The organism is Kushneria pakistanensis (assembly GCF_014652795.1).
Classification (GTDB): Bacteria; Pseudomonadota; Gammaproteobacteria; order Pseudomonadales; family Halomonadaceae; genus Kushneria; species Kushneria pakistanensis.
The window spans coordinates 481,383-499,785 of sequence record NZ_BMZM01000002.1; the positions used below are offsets into that span (position 1 = coordinate 481,383).

The window sequence follows — 18,403 nt, forward strand, 5'->3', positions numbered from 1 at the left end:
GTTGTGCAAGTGATATCAAAATAGTCATCGCATGACGCCATGACCGGCATTGGTCGGTTATCACCGCAGGAAGATATCGTCTGTGTCATTGGACTTACAGCGATGTAAGGCATTTTGCGACCAATGGCGCATCGGCCTGCCCGGACGCCATGGTCTGATCCGGAGCCGGTTATGCCCAGCGCCCCCGAAGCCGCTTTATCCACACCCCTTTTGCTGTTGATCTCGGCAGCCGCCATCGCCATTTTGCTGCTGCTGATCATCCGCATCCGTCTGCATCCCTTTTTTGCCCTGGTCATTGTCAGTATTGCCACGGCGCTGGCCACCGGCATCGGCGTCAGTGATCTGATCGCGACCCTGACCGGCGGGTTTGGCCGCACGCTGGGCAACGTGGCGATGCTGATCGGCTTTGGTGCCGTGCTGGGGCGCATCGTGGCGGTCTCCGGCGGTGCCCGGGTGCTCTCCGACACCCTGATTCGCATCTGCGGTCGCGAGCGCGCACCGCTGGGCCTGTCGATTGCGGCACTGCTGTTCTGCTTCCCGATCTTTCTGGATGCCGCCTACGTGGTGATGCTGCCGATCATCTTTGCCGTCGCCCGTGAGCTCAAGGGCTCGGTACTGTTGTACGGACTGCCGGTGGCGGGCGCTGCACTGGTCATGCACGCGCTGATGCCGCCCCATCCGGGGCCGGTTGCCGCGGCGGTGTTCCTGCATGCCGATATCGGTCTGGTGCTGTTTGTCGGGCTGCTGGTCGGGCTGCCGACCTGGTATGTGATGGGCTATCGCCTGGCCGTGACCCTTGCCAATAAAACGCCATATCAACCGGTGCCCGATGTGATGGGCGGCGAGGAGGACGACGGGGCGCCGCCCCCGAGCTTTGGCACCGTGCTGCTGGTCCTGCTGCTGCCGCTGGTACTGATTTTCATGAACACCGGCATCTCGACGCTGATCTCGGCCGGTACCCTGCCGGAAGACAATGCGTTGCTCGACGTCTTCGTCGTCATCGGCGAGACCCCGATTGCGCTGTTGATCAGTACCTGCGTGGCGATGTGGCTTTTGATCTTTCGCCGCGGACGCAAGGCGCCGATGGATGCCATCAACGACATCATCGAGCAGGCGCTGGCGCCGGTGTGCACCATCATCCTGATTACCGGTGCCGGCGGCATGTTCGGCGGGGTGCTCACCGCCAGCGGTATCGGCAACGCCTTGGCGGCAAGCCTTGATGCGATCGGCATGCCCCTGATTCTGGCCGGCTATCTCATCGCCTCGGTCATTCGTATCGCCCAGGGCTCGGCGACCGTTGCCGGCACGACCGCGGCCGGCATCATGGCGCCTGCCGTGCTGGCAGAGCCTGCGCTGGCCGGCATGCCGGCGGCCTGTATCACCACGGCGATCGTGGCCGGTGCCATCGGCTACTCCCACGTCAACGATTCGGGCTTCTGGCTGGTCGGACGGTTTCTGCAGGTCGAGACCCGCACCATGCTGCGGACCTGGAGCGTGATGTCGACCGGTATTTCCCTGATGGCCTTTGGTCTGGTCTGGGCGCTTTTTGCCCTGGTGACCTGAGACCGCCTGTCCCTCTTCGCGGGCCCGCAGTAGTCGTAGACGCCCCGGGCCCTGATAAAAGTCCCTTAAAAGCACGTCACAAGGAGATTCACCATGCCCTATACCGCTGATGACTGGCCGATCACGGCCGCCCTGCTGCAGTTTGCCGGAGTGGATGACCAGGGCCGTGCCGTCAACGATGCCGACCCTTCGCACTGGCGTGGTGTGTTTGAAGAAGTCCGCGATGCAGGCTTTGACAACGCCGATCTGTTCGACAGCTGGATCAAGCCGGGGGATCTCTCCCTTGACCGTCTGGAAGCGCTCGGTAGTGCGGCGAAGGAAGTGGGCATTGGCCTGCCGTCGGTGTCGGCCATTCGCCGCAGCGTGATCGATGCCGAACACGGTGAGGACAACCTGGCCTACAGCCACCGCACGCTGGAAGCCGCTGCCGCACTGGGCTGTCGCGTGGTCTCGTTTGGTCTGCACCAGGCCCTGACCCCCGAGCAGCAGAAGCAGCTGTGGTTCTGGACCGTGGAAGGTCACAAGGACTCGCAGGCCGATCGCGACATGTGGAATCTGGCCGTCAAGCGTCTGCAGGAGCTGGGCCGCCACGCCGATGAGCTGGGCCTTCTGATGTCGCTGGAGATGTATGAGGACACCTATCTGGGCACCGCCGACTCCTCGGTGGCGCTGGTCAAGGACATCGGTCTGGACAACGTCGGCATCAACCCGGACGTGGGCAACCTGATTCGTCTGCATCGCCCGATCGAGCCGTGGCTCGAGATCATGGAAAAGACCATGCCGTATGCCAACTACTGGCATGTCAAAAACTACATCCGCGATGAGGACGTGGCGCGTGACTACTACGTGGCCATGCCCGCGCCGCTGGAGTCGGGTCTGATCAGCTACCGCAAGGCGTTCGAGATCGCACTGGCCAACGGCTTTCAGGGCATCATCTGCACCGAGCACTACGGCGGCGATGGCCTGAGTGTGTCCAGCAGCAACCAGCGCTATCTGCGCGAAAAGATTCTGCCGCGCACATCAGACTATGCCCTGGGCAAGAGCCAGGTTCGCCAGGGCTGAAGGTCCGTGATCAAAAGGAGTAATGTTTCATGACACGCAGGATTGCCATTGTTGGTTCGGGCTACATGGGCGGCGGTATCGCCCAGGTCATGGCGCTGGCCGGCGCTGAGGTATTGATCAGCGATGTATCCCTTGAGGTCACCCAGGCCAACCGCGAGCGGCTGATCGAGGAGACCCGCAAATTCGTCGCCGACGGTCTGTTTCCGAGTGATGCCGTCGAGCGCATCGAACGTCAGGTGAAGGTCGCCGAATCGATCGAGGACGCCGTGCGCGATGCCGATTTCATCGAGGAAGCGGTGCCCGAGAAGATCGACATCAAGCATGACATCTTCAGGCGCGTCAGCGCCGCGGCACGCCCCGATGCCATCATTGCCACCAACACCTCGACCATCTCGATTGCGAAGCTGTCCGAGGCCGTCACCAACCCCGGGCGTTTTCTGGGCGTGCACTTCTCCAACCCGTCGCCGTTCGTGCCGGGCGTGGAGATCATCCCGCATGAAGGTACCGACCCGGACGTCGTCAAGCGCGCCTGTGAGATCGTTCACGAGACCGGCAAGGAAACCGCCACCGTCAAGGACGTGACCGGCTTCGTACTCAATCGCCTGCAGTACGCACTCTTTCACGAGGCGACCCAGCTGCTGGAAGAGGGCGTGGCCAGCGCCGAGGATATCGACACGCTGGTGCGCACCACGTTCGGTTTTCGTCTGCCGTTTTTCGGCCCGTTCGCGATCGCCGACATGGCGGGGCTGGACGTCTACAACTTCTGCTATCAGTCGCTGCAGACCGACTTCCCCGAGCGCTTTGCCACCCCCGAGGCGCTGAGCTCGCTGATCGAGCAGGGCAAGATGGGCACCAAGAGCGGCGGCGGTTTCACCGACGTGCCGGCCGAGCGCATCCCGGATCTGATCGCCTGGCGCAACCGGGCCTACGTGAAGCTCTCGGAGCTGATGAAGGAGCTCGGGCCGCCGCCGATGAAGTAATCGCCCGACCCCAGGTCCTGCAGGCGCCCGTTCGGTTTTCCGAGCGGGCGCTTTTTTATCTGATCCTTTTCTGAAGAGACGCCGAGGATGGCTGCACTGGCTGGAGCCCCCGGCAGGGCTGCGCCAGGCTTGGACGTTACATGTCCATCACAAGGAGCGTTTCATGGCATCACGGCGCGAGTTTCTGGCCTGGTCGGCGCTGGCGGCAGCGGCAGGCACCGCCGCTCCGCGGCTCATGGCAGCAGAGAAGGGCAGCGACAACACAAGCTCCGGATCGACGGCAGACCCTGATGCGGCGCTGCCTGGAAATCCGCCGCTGGCCATGAACCGCTTTCCGCCCGAGCACAAATACGGCGTGGGCGGCACGCAGCTGGGCAACATGTACCGGGTGACTTCCGAGGAAGAAGCCATGGGTATGCTGGCGGCAGCCTGGGAAGGGGGCAATCGCCACTTTGATACCTCGCCCTGGTATGGGCTCGGGCTCTCCGAGCGGCGCCTGGGCCGATTCCTGTTCGACAAGGACCCGAGCGAGTATCTGCTCTCCACCAAGGTGGGGCGGCTTTTGACGCCGGATGCCTCGATCGAGAACGTGGCCAACTGGAAGGGCAACCTGCGCACCAATTACCGTTATGACTACTCCGCCGACGGCGTGCGCCGCTCGATCGAGGACAGCCTGCAGCGCATGGGCGTGTCCAAGATCGATCTGGTCTATATCCACGATCTGTCGCCGGACAACGAGGACATGGGGCAGGAGTGGGAGCAGTATTTCGAGATTGCCCGCAAGGGCGCCATCCCCGAGCTTGAGCGCCTGCGTGATGAAGGCATCATTGGCGGCTGGGGCATGGGCGTCAACGAGATCGCGCCGAGCCTGGCGGCCATGGACGCCGGCAATCCCGACGTCATCCTGCAGGCCACGCAGTACACCCTGCTCAACCACCGTGATGCGCTGGACCGGCTGTTCCCGGCCTGCCGCGAGCGCGACGTGTCGCTGGTGATCGGCGCGCCGCTGGGCTCGGGCTATCTGGCCGGCAGCACCCACTGGATGTATAAGACCGACATTCCCGAGGGATTTGCGCAAAAGCGTGATCGCATCAGCGCCATCGCCCGGGAGCACGGCACGGATCTGCGCACCGCGGCACTGCAGTTTACCGCTGCCCCGGAGGTGGTCGGCGCCACCATTCCCGGCGCGCGTACCGCCGAACATGCCCGCGAAAATCAGGCCTCGATGACGGTCGAGGTTCCGGCAGAGTTCTGGGATGCGCTGAAATCGGAAGGATTGATCGAGGAGGATGCGCCCGTGCCCAACAAGGCCTGAGCGTCAGGGTCATGACCGTTGCTTCATGAATCTTCGGGGCCATGTTTCACGTGAAACATGGCCCCTGTTGTTTGGGACAAGTGTTCAGGACAGGGGTTCAGGGCCGGTAATGGCCTTACCCCATCGCCTGAGTAATCAGGCCAAACCGGTTCAACGACTCGTGATTCACCTCGGGGCCGTGGCGCATGCGCACCACCCGATCCACGCAGTTGAGCCCGGCCTCGGTCAGCCAGCCGTCATCTTCCGGATCCACCAGATCCAGCCGCACGAAGGTGCCCTCGGCACGCCCCAGCAGCGAGGTCACCAGTGCCCGGGCCTGTTCAGGCGTTTCGGCCAGCACCGGACCGATCTGCTCACCGCGGCCGAAGGGACGACGCAGGGCCAGCCCCACCAGCTGCCCGTCGCGCTCGATCACGGCGCCATCCGTGGCCTGATGCACCGCACCGGCGTGAACGGGATTGTCGGGCGAGAGCGCCACGGCGGCGGCCAGGTCGTGACTGGTCAGCGGGCGCAGCCCGGCAACAATCTCTCCGGCCGGCACGATCGGGACGACCGTGCCCTGATACTGGCAGACCGTGTTGCACGGCGTGAAACCCAGCTTTTGATAGAGCGGCGCGCCGGCTACCGTGGCCACCAGCAGCTGGGTGCGATCTTCAGCCAGTGCCATCAGGCGGGTCATCATCATGCGTCCCAAACCCTTGCCCTGCCAGGCATCACTGATGATGACCAGTCCCAGCGTGGCGGTGCGCCCCTGAGGCAGACAAAAGCCGGTGCCGATCAGTGTGCCTTCGGTGTCTTCCAGCGCCACACCGCTGCCAAGCTCGAGCGCCATGGCCCAGTCCTCCGGGCGATGGGGCCAGCTAAGCCCGCGTGACAGCGCGTGGGCCTGGGCAAGATCGGTGTCGTGCAGCGGGCGCCAGCAAAGCTCGGAAGTATCGGCCGGGCGCAGCGATAAGGGTGACGTCATGACATCAGGCTCCCATGGAAGTATCAGCAGACAATGGTGCTGACTGTCGCATGCAGCCTGTGATGCGTGCCACATCATTGAGCGCCGACGGGGCAATTCGGCAGATCCGACCGAATCAATGAGGCTTTGGCGCATCAACTGCGCCGGGCGCGGCCACACTCGGCACCCCGTGCCGGGGCATTGGCCGTAGCATGAGGGAAGCATCGCGCCCGGCGTTCTGGGCGTGTCCCTTCACAGCCCGAGAGTGCCTGCCATGTCCGGTTTCGATCCTGCCCGTATCACGATTCCCTGTGCCCACTTTCTGCACGGCCGTCAGGTGCGCGGTAGTGCGGCGATGGCGGTCATTCGCCCGGCCGACGGCGAGATCTATGCCGAGCTGCCCGTGGCTGACGCCGCCTGCGTCGATGAGGCCGTGGCCAGTGCCCGGCAGGCATTTTTGCACGCCGACTGGGCGCGTCGGGCCCCGCGCGAGCGCGCACGCATCATGCGCCGCTGGGCAGATCTGATCGAGGCCGATATCGACTATCTGGCCCCGCTCGAGGCGTTGGGTTCGACCCGGCCGATCGATCAGGCGCGGGCCTGGGATGTGCCCTATACCGCCGAGGGCATCCGCTTTTTTGCCGAGTTTGCCGACAAGCACGGCGGCGAGGTGGCCGCCACCGCCCACGACAGTCTGGGCATGCAGATTGCCGAGCCGCTGGGGGTGGTGGGCGCCATTGCACCGTGGAACTTTCCGCTGAGCATGACCTGCTGGAAGGTGGCGCCGGCGCTGGCGGCGGGCAATACGGTGGTATTAAAGCCCTCAGAGATGACGCCGTTCACGGCGGTGCGGCTGGCCGAACTTGCCATCGAGGCCGGCATGCCGCCGGGCGTTTTTAACGTGATTCAGGGTGACGGCGCCACCACCGGAGACGCCCTGTGTCGCCATCCGGATGTGGCCAAGATCACCTTTACCGGATCGACCGTGACCGGGCGCGCCATTATGGGCGCCTGCGCCGAGACCGGCCCCAAACCGATGACGCTGGAGCTGGGCGGCAAGAGCCCGCAGGTGGTGTTTGGCGATATTCCCGATATCGAACGCACCGCGGCAACGCTTGCCGGTGCCATCACCGGCAACGCCGGCCAGGTCTGCGTGGCGGGTTCGCGCCTTCTGATCGAGCGCTCGCTGATGGCCCCCATGATCGAGCGGCTCAACGCCCATTTCGACGCGCTGACGCCGGGGCTCACCTGGGCCGGCGGGAGTCGCTTTTCACCGATCATCTCCGAGACCCAGACCGGCCGTATCGAGTCGGTCGTTTCGCGTGCCGTAGCGGCCGGCGCCGAGCTGATTCGCGGCGGCGAGCGCTTTGAGACCGATCTGGGCGGCTGTTTCTATCGGCCCACGATTCTTGAGGTCGATGACAGTGACAATCCAGCGGTGCGCGAGGAGATCTTCGGTCCGGTGCTTGCCGTGCAGGCCTTTGATGATGAGGAGCAGGCGCTGGCACTGGCCGAGCACGAGGTGTATGGCCTGGCCGCCGGGGTACACACCGCCGATATCGGCCGGGCATTGCGGGCGGTGCGCCGGCTCAGTGCCGGTACCGTGTGGGTCAATCGCTACGGGCGCAGCAATGACTACATCCTGCCCACCGGCGGCTACAAGCGCTCGGGCATCGGCCGCGATCTGGGGCGCGCCGCGTTCGAGGCCAATCTGCACCACAAGAGCGTATTGATCGATCTGAACACCTGAGCCGCCGATCGCAGGTGCTGATGCGCCGGTGTGCCCGTATCCTGTCGGGCACGTGGGCCCGGCCGAGACATCAACAACAAGAGGTTTTCGAACATGTTCGTCAATGTGGATAGCGTGCACGACAGCGCCGACTTCCCCGAGCAGGTGGATGTCGTGGTCATCGGCGGTGGCATCGTGGGGACCACCACAGCCTATGAGCTGGCCTGTCGGGGCGTGTCGGTGGCGCTGCTGGAAAAGGGGCTCATTGGCTGCGAGCAGTCGAGTCGCAACTGGGGCTGGGTGCGCCAGCAAAATCGCGACATGTTCGAACTGCCGCTGGCGATGCACAGCCTGAATCGCTGGGAGGCCCTGTCCAAGGAGATCGGGCGCGACGTGGGCTTTCGCCGCAGCGGCATCGTCTATACCACCGACAACCCCGAGAGCCTGGCCAAATGGGAGGCCTGGGGCGAGAAGGCGCGGGCGCATGGCTTTGTCAGCCATGTGCTCACGGCCGAGCAGGCGCACGAGCGGGCACCGGGCACGACCTCGCGCTGGCTGGGCGGCATCTTCTCGCCCACCGACGGTCACGCCGAACCGGCCATGGCCTGTCCGGCGATTGCCCATGGTGCCCGCGAGCGCGGCGCCCATGTCCATCAAAACTGTGCGGTACGCGGGCTGGAGATTGCCGGCGGTCGCGTCACGGGCGTGTGGACCGAGCGCGGTCTGATCCGCACCTCGAGTGTGGTGTGCGCCGGCGGTGCCTGGAGTTCGCGCTTTTGTCGCCGCCATGGGGTCGAGCTGCCGGCGGCCAACATCATGGGCACCACGGTTCAGACCACGTCGGGCGACCAGGTCACGCCGGGCTGTCTCACCACGCCGAAAATTGCCCTGCGACGACGCCTTGATGGCGGCTATACGCTGGCCATGCCGGGTCTGGGACGGGTCGAGATCAGCCCGCAGGGGCTTCGCTACGCCACGAAATTCTACGGCGCCTACCGCAGCAAGCTGGCCAAAAAGCTGCAGGTACGCATCGGTCGCTCCTTTTTCCGCGGCCCCGAAGCCGCCGGCAGCTGGCAGTTTGATCAGATCTCGCCGTTCGAGCAGCAGCGCATTCTCGACCCCATGCCCGACATGGCGCAGGCGTGCGCCGCCCTGGCAGGGCTTCACGCCGAATACCCCTCGCTCAGGGGCGTTCATATTGCCCGCGCCTGGGGCGGCATGATCGATACCACGCCGGACATGGTGCCCATCATCTCGCCGGTCGAGGCCGTCCCGGGACTGGTCATTGCCTCGGGCTTTTCCGGTCATGGCTTTGGCATCGGCCCGGCAGCCGGACAGTTGACCGCGGATATCGTGACCGGTGCCACGCCGGTGGTGGACCCGACCCCCTACCGACTCGATCGTTTTGCCCGCGGCAGCCGCATTCGCCAGCCCGAGATGATGTGACATCGCCGCAGGCTGTGCTGTGCATGTCGTGAAAAAGGGCGTTTTGTACCGGCAGCGCCCGGACTTTCAGCGTCCTGCGATGGCCGTGCAGTGCTGTAATGGGGTCATGGCCTCCCGCGAGGGGGCCAACGTCCGCAACAACCTTCGCCGTCTGACGGCCCGACAATACAGGACGACACACCATGAGCGACATCATGCGCCCGAAGTACATCACCTTTGACTGCTACGGCACGCTGACCAACTTCCAGATGGGCAGCATGACGCGGGAGATCTTTGCCGATCGCATTCCGGAGGCCGATCGCATGGACGCCTTTGTCACCGCCTTCGGGGCCTATCGCTTCGATGAAGTCCTTGGCCCCTGGAAGCCCTATTCAGAGGTGCTGTGTACGGCGCTTGAGCGCACCTGCAGGCGCTGGGGCGTGGAGTATCGCGACAACGAAGGCATGCGCTATTTCGAGGCCGTGCCGACCTGGGGGCCGCATCCGGACGTGATCGAGGGCCTTTCAAAAATCGCCGATAAAATCCCGCTGGTGATCTACTCCAACGCCGATGACAGTCAGATCATGGACAACGTCAAAAAGCTGGAAGTGCCGTTTCACAAGGTCTTCACGGCAGACACCTTCAAGGTCTACAAGCCGCGTCTGGAAGCCTTCGAGGCCATGATCGACACCCTGGGCTGTCGGCCCGACGAGCTTTTGCACGTCTCCTCGAGCTTTCGCTACGACCTGATGTCGGCGCACTTCATGGGCATCAACAACAAGGCCTTTGTGGCGCGCAACCACGAGGGCTTCTGTCAGGGGTACGGCGCTACCGAAATTGCCGATATCCGCGGTCTGCCGGCGCTGGTTGGCCTCTGAGTTTTCGCTGCGACCCACCCTTGCGACCCCTTCCGGGAGAGCGTCCATGAAATTCGAGTCCTACTGGCTGGATACGGCACCGCCCTTTACCGGTGCCAGATCCACACCCCCCGAAGGCCACTACGACGTGGCCGTGATCGGCGGCGGTCTGACCGGGCTGTCGGCCGCCCGCACCCTGGCCCGCGGCGGTGCCCGCGTGGCGCTGCTGGAAGCCGGGCGCGTGATTGGTGAGGCTTCCGGGCGCAACGGCGGTCAGTGCAACACGGGCGTGGCCCAGGACTACGCCGGCATGGTCGAGCGGCTCGGCCGCGAGCAGGCGATGCATCACTACCGCAGCTACAGCGAGGCGGTGGCCTCGGTCGAGCAGGTGATCGAGGAGGAGGGCATCGAGTGTGATTACCTGCGCCGCGGCAAGCTCAAGCTCGCCGCCAAGCCCGAGCATTATGAAAGGCTGGCCCATACCTGCGAGGCGATTCGTCGCGATATCGACCCCGATGTGGCGCTGCTTTCAAAGGACGAGGCCCGCCGCGAGGTGGACTCCCCGATCTTTCACGGCGGGCTGTGGCAGAAAAACGGCGGCCAGATGCACATGGGCCGCTTCGGTACGGGACTGGCCGACGCCGCCGTACGTCACGGCGCCCACATCTTTGAACACACTCCCATGACCGGCGTCGAGCGTGACGGCGAGCGCTATCGCCTGACCACAGCGCAGGGCGAGTTTGAAGCCGATAACGTGCTGCTGGCGACCGGTGCCTCTCAGGTCGGGCCGTTGAACTGGTTTCGCCGTCGAATGGCGCCGGTGGGCAGCTTTATCGTGGTCACCGAGCCGCTCTCGAAGGAGCAATGCGCCCGGCTTATTCCCAACCGCCGGGCCTGCGTGACCAGTCGCATCATCGGCCACTATTTCCGCCTGACCCCGGATGATCGCCTGCTGTTTGGTGGTCGCGCCCGTTTTGCCATGTCCGGCGGCAGATCCGACGTTAAAAGCGGCGAGATTCTGCGCCGCGGCCTGCGTGACACCTTCCCGCAGTTGGGTGATACACCACTGTCGCACTGCTGGGGCGGGCTGGTGGACATGAGTCGTGATCGCCTGCCCCATGCCGGACGTCACGAGGGGATGTATTACGTGATGGGGTTCAGCGGCCACGGCGTGCAGATGTCGGTGCACATGGGCCGCATGCTGGCCGAGATGATGCTGGGCGAGCGTCAGGACTACCCCTGGCAGAGCGATGACTGGCCGGCCATCCCCGGTCATTTTGGCAAACCCTGGTTTTTACCCCTGGTAGGCGGCTGGTATCGCCTGCAGGACCGGCTGCACTAGGCGGCCCGCAAGGACAGAACAACGCGACAGCCCGGGGCTGTCAGTGATGCAGCGCTGTATCCGAATGCAATAACAATTTCAGGCAGAAGGAGAAGGCTCATGACACACAATCGATATGGTGATGACGGTTTCGTCTCTCCCGAGCAGAGCCTGCAGGTCTATCGCGCCATGCAGGGCGGGCTGTCCCGTCGCCAGGCGCTGAAAATGCTTGCCGCCGCCGGCATCGTGGCCGCCGGCAGCACCGGGCTGGTGCCGGGCATTTCGCGCAGCTGGGCGGGCGAGAACAGCCAGCAGGGCACCCCGAAACGCGGCGGTCGCATCCGCATGGCGGCGCACTCTTCCTCCTCCAGCGAGTCACTGGACCCGGCGAAAGGCTCGACCGCGATTGACTACGTGCGCGCCTATACCTTTTACAACGGCCTGACGCGCTTCAACGAACAGCTCGAGCCGCAGCCGGCGCTGGCCGAATCGTTTGAAAGCCCTGACAACGGCGGTCACTGGGTCTTTACCCTGCGCGAAGGTGTCACGTTTCACGACGGTAAATCCCTGACGCCGCAGGATGTGATCTATTCGATCATGCGCCACAAGGACCCGGCCGTTGGCTCCAAGGTGAAGTCGATGGTCGACCAGGTCGCAGATATCCGGGCACTGGATGATCGCCGCGTCGAGTTCGAGCTCTCCTCGCCCAACATCGAGCTGCCCTCGATTCTGGCCGTGTCGCATCTGGTCATCGTGCCCGACGGCACCACCGATTTTTCAAAGGGGATCGGCACCGGGCCATTCAAATGCGAACAGTTCAGTCCCGGCGTGCGCTCGATAGCGGTGCGCAACGAGAACTACTGGCGCGAAGGCTATCCGTATCTGGACGCCATCGAGATGGTGGGCATCAGCGATGAGTCGGCGCGCGTCAACGCGCTGCTCTCCGGCGATGTGCACATGATCAACAACCTCACCGGACGCAACGCCGATCGCATCAAGCAGAGCGAGAGCAGTCGGGTGAAGGCGACCAATTCGGGCAACTACACCGATCTGATCATGCGCGTCGACCAACAGCCCGGCAGCCGGCCTGAATTTGTCGAGGCGATGAAATATCTTCTTGATCGCGAGCAGATCAAGCGTGTGGCGCTGCGGGGCTACGGCGAGATCGCCAATGATCAGCCGATCGCGCCGTCCTCGCCCTATCATTTCAGCGGCCTGCCTCAGCGCGAATATGACCCCGAGCGCGCCGTCTCGCTTCTGAAAAAGGCCGGCGTCTCCGGCGCTCGCGTATCGGTCGTGGTGTCACCGGCGGCCAACTACTCCATGGAGATGGGACAGCTTCTCCAGCAGTCCGCCGCTCAGGCCGGGCTGACCATCAACCTCAACCGGGTGCCGGCGGATGGCTACTGGTCCAATCACTGGATGAAGCACCCGCTGGGCTTTGGCAACATCAATCCGCGTCCCACCGCCAATATCCTGCTGTCGCAGTTTTTTGCCTCCGATGCGCCCTGGAACGAATCGGGCTGGAAAAACGAGCAGTTCGATCAGCTGCTGGTGGCCTCCAGAAACGAGCCCGACGAGGCCACGCGCAAGCAGATGTACGCCGACATGCAGACCCTGATCCATGACGAGAGCGGCATCGGCATTCCGGTGTTTCTAAGCGATGTCGAGGGCTATGACGCCCGCATCGGTGGCATGGATCGCACCATTCCGCTGGGCGCCTTCATGGGTTACATGTGCGCTGAAAACATCTGGTGGAACGCGTAAGGCCGCGCTTCTCCTTCCTGTCACTGACGTCGGCAGCGCGGATGCGGCAGCGATCGCTGGATGATCGCCGCCGTGCGCCTGCCGGCCCCACTGCGGAGGCCAAGGGATGTCCAAACTGGTGCTGGGACGTCTGTCCTCGAGTCTTTTGACGCTGTTTCTGGTGTCGCTGGTCATTTTTGCCATTACCTCCCTGCTGCCCGGCGATACCGCCCAGCAGATTCTGGGTCAGTTCGCCACGCCCGAACAGCTGGCCGCCCTGCGCGTCGAGATGGGGCTCGATCAGCCCGCCCTCTGGCGCTACTGGCACTGGCTGAGCGGGTTCGTGACCGGCGATCTGGGCATGTCGGCCAGCAACGGCATGCCGGTGGCGCAGCTGATGAATGACCGGCTGCCCAACTCGCTGCTGCTGGCGGCCATCACCACGGCCATCTCGGTGCCCGTGGCATTGACCATGGGGCTGGTGGCCGCCATGCGCCGCGGCGGCAACGTGGATCGCGCGCTGAATGTGGTCACGCTGTCGATGGTGGCAGTGCCGGAGTTTCTGGTCGCCACGATCGCGGTGCTGATCTTTGCCGTGCATCTGGGCTGGCTGCCGGCGCTGTCCTACGTCTCGACCGTGGAGAGCTTCGGGGATTTCATGCGGATCTACGCCATGCCGGTGCTGACGCTGTGCTGTGTGTTGATCGCGCAGATGGCGCGCATGACCCGGGCGGCGCTGATCGATCAGCTCGACAGCGCCTACGTGGAGATGGCCCGGCTCAAGGGCGTGCCGCCGATGCGCCGGGTGCTGCGTCACGCCCTGCCCAACGCGGTGGGCCCGATTGCCAATGCCGTGGCCCTGAGCCTGTCCTACCTGCTGGGCGGGGTCATTATCGTCGAGACCATATTCAACTATCCGGGCATCGCCAGTCTGATGGTGGATGCCGTGTCCAACCGGGATCTCGCTCTGGTACAGGCCTGCGCCATGCTCTTTTGCGGCGCCTACCTGATACTGGTCATGGCGGCCGATCTGTGCGCGATCCTGTCCAATCCGAGGCTGCGAAACCGATGAGCGAGATACAGGCCATGACACATCGTCGTCAAAGCGTGCCCTCGCGCCGGGACTCCCATCGGCGCATGACCCAGAGCAGTCGTCTGCCGATTGCCACGCCCGCCCGGCGCAACAAGCCGCGCTTGAAGCTGACCCGCTGGATCGGGCTCACCCTGTTCGGGCTGTGGATCCTGATTGCCATTGTCGGCCCGTGGCTGGCGCCCTATCCGATGGGGGCGTTTGTGTCCGACGAGATCTACGGCGGCGCCAGCGTGGCCCACTGGCTCGGGACCGATTACATGGGCCGCGACATGTTGAGCCGCATTCTGACCGGGGCACGCTATACCGTCGGGCTGGCGGTCGTGGCGGCGCTGCTGTCGAGTCTGGTGGGGGCAGGCTTTGGCATGCTCGCCGTGCTGCTGCCGCACTGGCTGGAAGAGGGTATCCGGCGCATCTTCGACACCCTGATCTCGATTCCCAGCAAGATGATGGCGCTGGTGATGGTCTCCGCCTTTGGCGCCTCCATTCCGCTGCTGATTCTGGCCGCAGTACTCAGCTACGCCCCCGGCGCCTTTCGCATCGCCCACAGCCTTGCCACCAATCTGGCCACGCTTGAGTACGTGCAGGTGGCGAAAACGCGCGGCGAGGGGCGTTTCTACATCGCCGCCGTCGAGATCCTGCCCAACATGATCCAGTCGGTACTCACCGACATGGGCATGCGCTTTGTCTTCATCGTACTGCTGCTCAGCGGCATGAGCTTTCTGGGGCTGGGGGTGCAGCCGCCGGCGGCCGATCTGGGCTCGCTGGTGCGGGAAAACATCGGTGGACTCAGCGATGGGGCGCTGGCCGTCATTGCGCCGGCACTGGCCATCGGCACGCTCACCATCGGCGCCAATCTGCTGATCGACAGCCTGTCCAACAGCCGCGACACGCAAAAGGAGTGACCATATGCTGGGTGAATCACTCACCGTGCGCGATCTCAGGATCTGCGCCACCCCGCCGGGCGGCGAGGAACGCATTATCGTTAACGACATCGGCTTTGCCCTGGCGCCGGGAGAAGTGCTGGCACTGATCGGCGAGTCGGGTTCGGGCAAGACCACCATTGCGCTTGCCATGCTGGGCTATGCCCGCAGCGGCTGTCGCATCGCCGGGGGCAGCGTGCAGCTCGGCGATACCGATGTCCTGTCGCTCAACCCCAAAGAGACCCGCGCGCTGCGCGGCCACCGGGTGGCCTATATTGCCCAGAGTGCGGCGGCGGCGTTCAACCCCTCACGGACCCTGATGGATCAGGTCATCGAAGGCGCGCTGATTCATGGCGTCATGAGCCGTCAGGAGGCGCGACAAAAGGCCGTGTCACTGTTTCACGATCTGGCCCTGCCGGAACCCGATCACATCGGGGAGCGCTATCCGCATCAGGTCTCCGGCGGACAGCTCCAGCGGGTCATGGCGGCGATGGCGCTGATCACCGACCCGGCGCTGGTCATCCTTGACGAGCCCACCACGGCACTCGATGTCACCACCCAGATCGAGGTGCTGCGCGCCTTCAAGCAGGTGATGCGCGAGCGGGGCACCACGGCCATCTACGTCTCACATGATCTGGCCGTGGTGGCGCAGATGGCCGATCAGGTACTGGTGCTGCAAAACGGCGAAACCCAGGAGCACAACACCACCGCCCGTATTCTGGCGCAGCCGGCGCATGCCTATACCCGCAGCCTGCTGGCCGCGGCCCGACCGCACGAGCATCTGTCCCCGGTCCGGGGCAGGCCCGGCGCGGAGCTTCTGGATATTGACGACCTGCAGGTCGGCTATGGCGCACGCAACGCCCAGGGACGACCCGCAAACGTGGTGCTTGAGCATATCAATCTGCACCTGACCAGCGGCCAGGCGCTGGGCGTGATCGGGGAGTCGGGTTCGGGGAAATCGACGCTGGCCCGCGCCGTGGCGGGACTGGTCGCACCGTCGCATGGGGCGATCCAGTTTGACCGGCGTGAGCTGTCCACCACGCTGCGCGGGCGCACGCCGGAGCAGTTTCGCCGCATTCAGATGGTCTTCCAGAGCGCCGACAACGCGCTCAATCCGGCCCACAGCGTCCAGCGCCTGCTCAATCGACCACTGGAGACCTACTTCAATCTGGACCGGCGCGCGCGCCGTGCCCGTGTCGAGGAGCTGATGGATCTGGTCAAGCTGCCGCGCCACCTGCTCGAGCGCAAGCCCGGCGAGCTCTCCGGTGGCCAGAAACAGCGCATCAACCTGGCGCGCGCTCTGGCGGCCAGACCGGATCTGATCCTGTGTGACGAGGTGACCTCGGCGCTCGATACGGTGGTGGGTGCCGCGATTCTGGAGCTTCTGGTCGAGCTGCGTCGCGAGCTGGGCGTGGCCTATCTCTTCATCAGCCACGACATCTCCACCGTGCGCTCGCTGTGTGATGACGTGATGGTGCTTTATCAGGGCCAGTGCGTGGAGAGCGGACCGTGTCGGCAGGTGCTGGACACGCCGCAGCATGACTATACCCGGCGGCTGATCGGCTCGGTGCCGGAGCTGCGGCAGGGCTGGCTGGAAAGCCGTCCGCCGCGCAGCGAAACGGCAGCCACGATGGCATGACCCCTTTTGAACAGTCAGGAGCAAACCGCATGAGCAGACCGGCGCTGAATGACCCCGCGCTCTGGCAGGAGGCCGGATTTATCAACGGGCAGTGGTGCCATGCCGATGATGGCGCCTCCATCGAGGTCATTGATCCCGCCAGCGGTGAGACGCTGGCGGCGGTGCCCGCGATGGGCACTCAGGAAACCCGCCGGGCGATTGCCGCCGCCGAGGCTGCCTGGCCCGAATGGCGGGCGCGACCGGCGCCCGAGCGCGCCGAGCTTTTGATGCGCTGGCACGATCTGATGATCGAGAACCTCGAGGATCTGGCGCTGATCATGACCCGCGAGCAGGGCAAGCCGCTTGACGAGTCACGCGGCGAGATTCGCTACGGCGCAAGTTTCGTGAAGTGGTTCGCCGAGGAAGCGCGGCGCGCCTACGGCGAGACCATTCCGGCCCCCACGAAGGATCGCCGCATTCTGGTGCTCAAGCAGCCGGTGGGCGTGTGCGGGGCGATCACGCCGTGGAACTTTCCCAATGCCATGATCACGCGCAAGTGCGCCCCGGCGCTCGCCGCGGGCTGCCCGATCGTGATCAAGCCCTCGGAGTTCACACCGCTGTCGGCGCTGGCGCTGGCGGTACTGGCCGAGCGTGCCGGTTTCCCGCCCGGTGTGCTCAACATCGTCACCGGCATGCCCGAAGAAATCGGTGGCGAGCTGACCGCCAATCCGGTGGTGCGAAAGCTCTCCTTTACCGGCTCGACCCGGGTCGGGCGGCTTTTGATGCGCCAGTGCAGCGACGAGATCAAGCGTCTGAGCCTGGAGCTGGGCGGCAACGCACCGCTGATCGTCTTTGACGATGCCGATATCGAACTGGCGGTGGCCGGCACCATGGCGAGCAAGTTCCGCAATGCCGGTCAGACCTGCGTATGCGCCAACCGCATTCTGGTGCAGTCAGGCATCCACGACCGCTTCGTGGCCCGCCTTGAAGAGGCGATGGCCGCGCTCAGGTGCGGCAACGGCATGGACGAGGGCGTCACCATCGGGCCGTTGATCAACCATCAGGCCATCGAGAAGGTCGCCGCGCATATCGATGACGCACTGAGCCACGGCGCCACTCTGGTGTGCGGCGGTGTGCCCGATGGTCGTGATCGCCACGCGGTACCGACGCTTCTGACCGGCGTGACCGAGGGCATGCGGATTACGTATGAAGAGACCTTCGGGCCGGTGGCCCCGATCATGCGCTTTGACAGCGAAGAGGAGGCGGTGCGCATCGCCAACGACACACCGTTTGGTCTTGCCGCCTACTTTTTTACCGAAAGCATGCGTCGCGCCTGGCGCGTCGGCGAGGCGCTGGAATTCGGCATGGTCGGGCTCAACACCGGCGCGATCTCGATGGAGGTGGCGCCCTTCGGCGGCGTCAAGCAGTCGGGGCTGGGGCGCGAGGGCGCTCGCCAGGGGCTTGAGGAATACCTGGAGGAGAAGGCCTTCCACATGGGTGGGCTGATCTAGCCACCATTGAGGGCCCGGCAGGCGCCGGGCCCCGTAACGACCTGCCAATGTTTACTTACGACCTGCCACTGTTTCCCTTCCCGGCGCTAGAGTTGCGCCCTGTGATCTGCCGGTGTGTTCTGCGCGACAGCGCCTTATTGAGGCCTGTCATCGTCCTGCTGGCGCCGTGAAATAAATCTGGCCGCTGCCTCTGGTTTGTCTATTGTGACAATGTGACATGTTGGTGAAAGGGACTTCTCACCCACGTGATCCATCCCAGGGAAAGACGTCCTGATAGCCATGGGCATCAGGACGTTACGGGCGCTTTAAAGGGTGCT

General features: G+C 64.4%; 14 protein-coding genes. 13 read left to right on the forward strand and 1 reads right to left on the reverse strand.

The genetic code is table 11. The features are described from left to right. Positions 1–171: 171 nt before the first annotated feature. From IE123_RS07630 to IE123_RS07645, 4 genes are all read left to right on the forward strand, one after another. Positions 172–1,563 (forward strand): GntP family permease, encoded by a 1,392-nt coding sequence (locus tag IE123_RS07630; RefSeq protein WP_189516774.1) that lies wholly within the window; start codon positions 172–174, stop codon positions 1,561–1,563. A 93-nt stretch (positions 1,564–1,656) separates the two neighbouring features. Continuing rightward, complete coding sequence (locus IE123_RS07635) at positions 1,657–2,625, forward strand: sugar phosphate isomerase/epimerase family protein (RefSeq protein WP_189516775.1); 969 nt, start codon at positions 1,657–1,659, stop codon at positions 2,623–2,625. Positions 2,626–2,654: 29 nt separating this feature from the next. Further along, on the forward strand, positions 2,655–3,605 hold the full coding sequence (locus IE123_RS07640; protein ID WP_189516777.1) for a 3-hydroxyacyl-CoA dehydrogenase family protein: 951 nt from the start codon (positions 2,655–2,657) through the stop codon (positions 3,603–3,605). Between the two features lie 163 nt (positions 3,606–3,768). Continuing rightward, positions 3,769–4,920 (forward strand): aldo/keto reductase, encoded by a 1,152-nt coding sequence (locus IE123_RS07645; protein WP_189516779.1) that lies wholly within the window; start codon positions 3,769–3,771, stop codon positions 4,918–4,920. A gap of 115 nt (positions 4,921–5,035) precedes the next feature. On the opposite strand, the gene IE123_RS07650 is transcribed toward IE123_RS07645, so the two are convergent. Next, complete coding sequence (locus IE123_RS07650) at positions 5,036–5,887, reverse strand: GNAT family N-acetyltransferase (protein WP_189516781.1); 852 nt, start codon at positions 5,885–5,887, stop codon at positions 5,036–5,038. A gap of 253 nt (positions 5,888–6,140) precedes the next feature. Here IE123_RS07650 and IE123_RS07655 point away from each other — a divergent pair, with 253 nt between their 5' ends. The 9 genes from IE123_RS07655 to IE123_RS07695 all read left to right on the forward strand — a co-directional run bounded on the left by IE123_RS07655 (position 6,141) and on the right by IE123_RS07695 (position 18,086). Continuing rightward, the gene (locus IE123_RS07655) at positions 6,141–7,616 is read left to right on the forward strand and encodes an aldehyde dehydrogenase family protein (RefSeq protein WP_189516783.1); all 1,476 of its coding nucleotides are present in this window, start codon (positions 6,141–6,143) and stop codon (positions 7,614–7,616) included. Between the two features lie 93 nt (positions 7,617–7,709). Continuing rightward, positions 7,710–9,041 carry an NAD(P)/FAD-dependent oxidoreductase gene (locus IE123_RS07660; protein WP_189516785.1) on the forward strand — a complete coding sequence of 444 codons (1,332 nt, stop codon included), beginning with the start codon at positions 7,710–7,712 and terminating at the stop codon, positions 9,039–9,041. Positions 9,042–9,223: 182 nt separating this feature from the next. Beyond that, a complete protein-coding gene (locus IE123_RS07665) occupies positions 9,224–9,898 on the forward strand; it encodes a haloacid dehalogenase type II (RefSeq protein WP_189516787.1) in 675 nt (224 codons plus the stop codon). A gap of 46 nt (positions 9,899–9,944) precedes the next feature. Then, positions 9,945–11,219, forward strand: coding sequence for an NAD(P)/FAD-dependent oxidoreductase (locus IE123_RS07670; protein WP_189516789.1), 1,275 nt, complete (start codon positions 9,945–9,947; stop codon positions 11,217–11,219). Between the two features lie 99 nt (positions 11,220–11,318). Further along, positions 11,319–12,965, forward strand: a complete 1,647-nt coding sequence (locus IE123_RS07675; RefSeq protein ID WP_189516791.1) for an ABC transporter substrate-binding protein — start codon at positions 11,319–11,321, stop codon at positions 12,963–12,965. A gap of 106 nt (positions 12,966–13,071) precedes the next feature. Next, positions 13,072–14,016, forward strand: coding sequence for an ABC transporter permease (locus IE123_RS07680; protein WP_189516793.1), 945 nt, complete (start codon positions 13,072–13,074; stop codon positions 14,014–14,016). A 14-nt stretch (positions 14,017–14,030) separates the two neighbouring features. Then, positions 14,031–14,939: an ABC transporter permease gene (locus IE123_RS07685; protein ID WP_229819657.1), complete on the forward strand. Its 909-nt coding sequence runs from the start codon at positions 14,031–14,033 to the stop codon at positions 14,937–14,939. A gap of 4 nt (positions 14,940–14,943) precedes the next feature. Further along, positions 14,944–16,596 carry an ABC transporter ATP-binding protein gene (locus IE123_RS07690; RefSeq protein WP_229819658.1) on the forward strand — a complete coding sequence of 551 codons (1,653 nt, stop codon included), beginning with the start codon at positions 14,944–14,946 and terminating at the stop codon, positions 16,594–16,596. A gap of 29 nt (positions 16,597–16,625) precedes the next feature. Then, positions 16,626–18,086, forward strand: coding sequence for an NAD-dependent succinate-semialdehyde dehydrogenase (locus tag IE123_RS07695; protein WP_189516795.1), 1,461 nt, complete (start codon positions 16,626–16,628; stop codon positions 18,084–18,086). Positions 18,087–18,403: the final 317 nt, after the last annotated feature.

What these genes read in the sequence shown, in the direction of transcription:
- IE123_RS07645 (WP_189516779.1), top strand. Translation starts at nt 3,769, where the DNA reads ATGGCATCACGGCGCGAGTTTCTGGCCTGGTCGGCGCTGGCGGCAGCG.
- IE123_RS07665 (WP_189516787.1), top strand. Translation starts at nt 9,224, where the DNA reads ATGAGCGACATCATGCGCCCGAAGTACATCACCTTTGACTGCTACGGC.
- IE123_RS07695 (WP_189516795.1), top strand. Translation starts at nt 16,626, where the DNA reads ATGAGCAGACCGGCGCTGAATGACCCCGCGCTCTGGCAGGAGGCCGGA.
- IE123_RS07680 (WP_189516793.1), top strand. Translation starts at nt 13,072, where the DNA reads ATGTCCAAACTGGTGCTGGGACGTCTGTCCTCGAGTCTTTTGACGCTG.
- IE123_RS07650 (WP_189516781.1), bottom strand. Translation starts at nt 5,887, where the DNA reads ATGACGTCACCCTTATCGCTGCGCCCGGCCGATACTTCCGAGCTTTGC.
- IE123_RS07675 (WP_189516791.1), top strand. Translation starts at nt 11,319, where the DNA reads ATGACACACAATCGATATGGTGATGACGGTTTCGTCTCTCCCGAGCAG.
- IE123_RS07655 (WP_189516783.1), top strand. Translation starts at nt 6,141, where the DNA reads ATGTCCGGTTTCGATCCTGCCCGTATCACGATTCCCTGTGCCCACTTT.
- IE123_RS07635 (WP_189516775.1), top strand. Translation starts at nt 1,657, where the DNA reads ATGCCCTATACCGCTGATGACTGGCCGATCACGGCCGCCCTGCTGCAG.
- IE123_RS07640 (WP_189516777.1), top strand. Translation starts at nt 2,655, where the DNA reads ATGACACGCAGGATTGCCATTGTTGGTTCGGGCTACATGGGCGGCGGT.
- IE123_RS07690 (WP_229819658.1), top strand. Translation starts at nt 14,944, where the DNA reads ATGCTGGGTGAATCACTCACCGTGCGCGATCTCAGGATCTGCGCCACC.
- IE123_RS07685 (WP_229819657.1), top strand. Translation starts at nt 14,031, where the DNA reads ATGACACATCGTCGTCAAAGCGTGCCCTCGCGCCGGGACTCCCATCGG.
- IE123_RS07660 (WP_189516785.1), top strand. Translation starts at nt 7,710, where the DNA reads ATGTTCGTCAATGTGGATAGCGTGCACGACAGCGCCGACTTCCCCGAG.
- IE123_RS07670 (WP_189516789.1), top strand. Translation starts at nt 9,945, where the DNA reads ATGAAATTCGAGTCCTACTGGCTGGATACGGCACCGCCCTTTACCGGT.
- IE123_RS07630 (WP_189516774.1), top strand. Translation starts at nt 172, where the DNA reads ATGCCCAGCGCCCCCGAAGCCGCTTTATCCACACCCCTTTTGCTGTTG.